General features: G+C 60.3%; 1 protein-coding gene. It reads left to right on the top strand.

The features are described 5' to 3' along the window. On the top strand, positions 1-239 hold a 239-nt coding region (gene tnpB, locus SB822_RS60655), incomplete at both ends, for an IS66 family insertion sequence element accessory protein TnpB (protein WP_410859595.1).

Here is a 239-nt window from a genome sequence, read left to right as displayed (position 1 = left end):
GCAGACCGTGCTGGAACGTGATCCCTTCTGCGGACATGTCTTCGTGTTTCGCGGCAAGCGCGGCGACCTGCTGAAAGTGCTGTGGTGGAGCGGCGATGGCATGTGCCTGCTGATGAAGCGACTCGAGAAGGGGCGCTTCGTATGGCCTCAAGCCGACGGTGGCGTTATTTGCCTGAGTCCGGCACAACTATCAATGCTGCTGGAAGGCATCGACTGGCGGCAACCGACGAGAACAGCAC

The sequence above is a fragment of the Paraburkholderia sp. SIMBA_054 genome, assembly GCF_046534875.1.
Classification (GTDB): Bacteria; Pseudomonadota; Gammaproteobacteria; order Burkholderiales; family Burkholderiaceae; genus Paraburkholderia; species Paraburkholderia hospita.
This window is presented reverse-complemented; position numbering and strand designations above follow the sequence as displayed.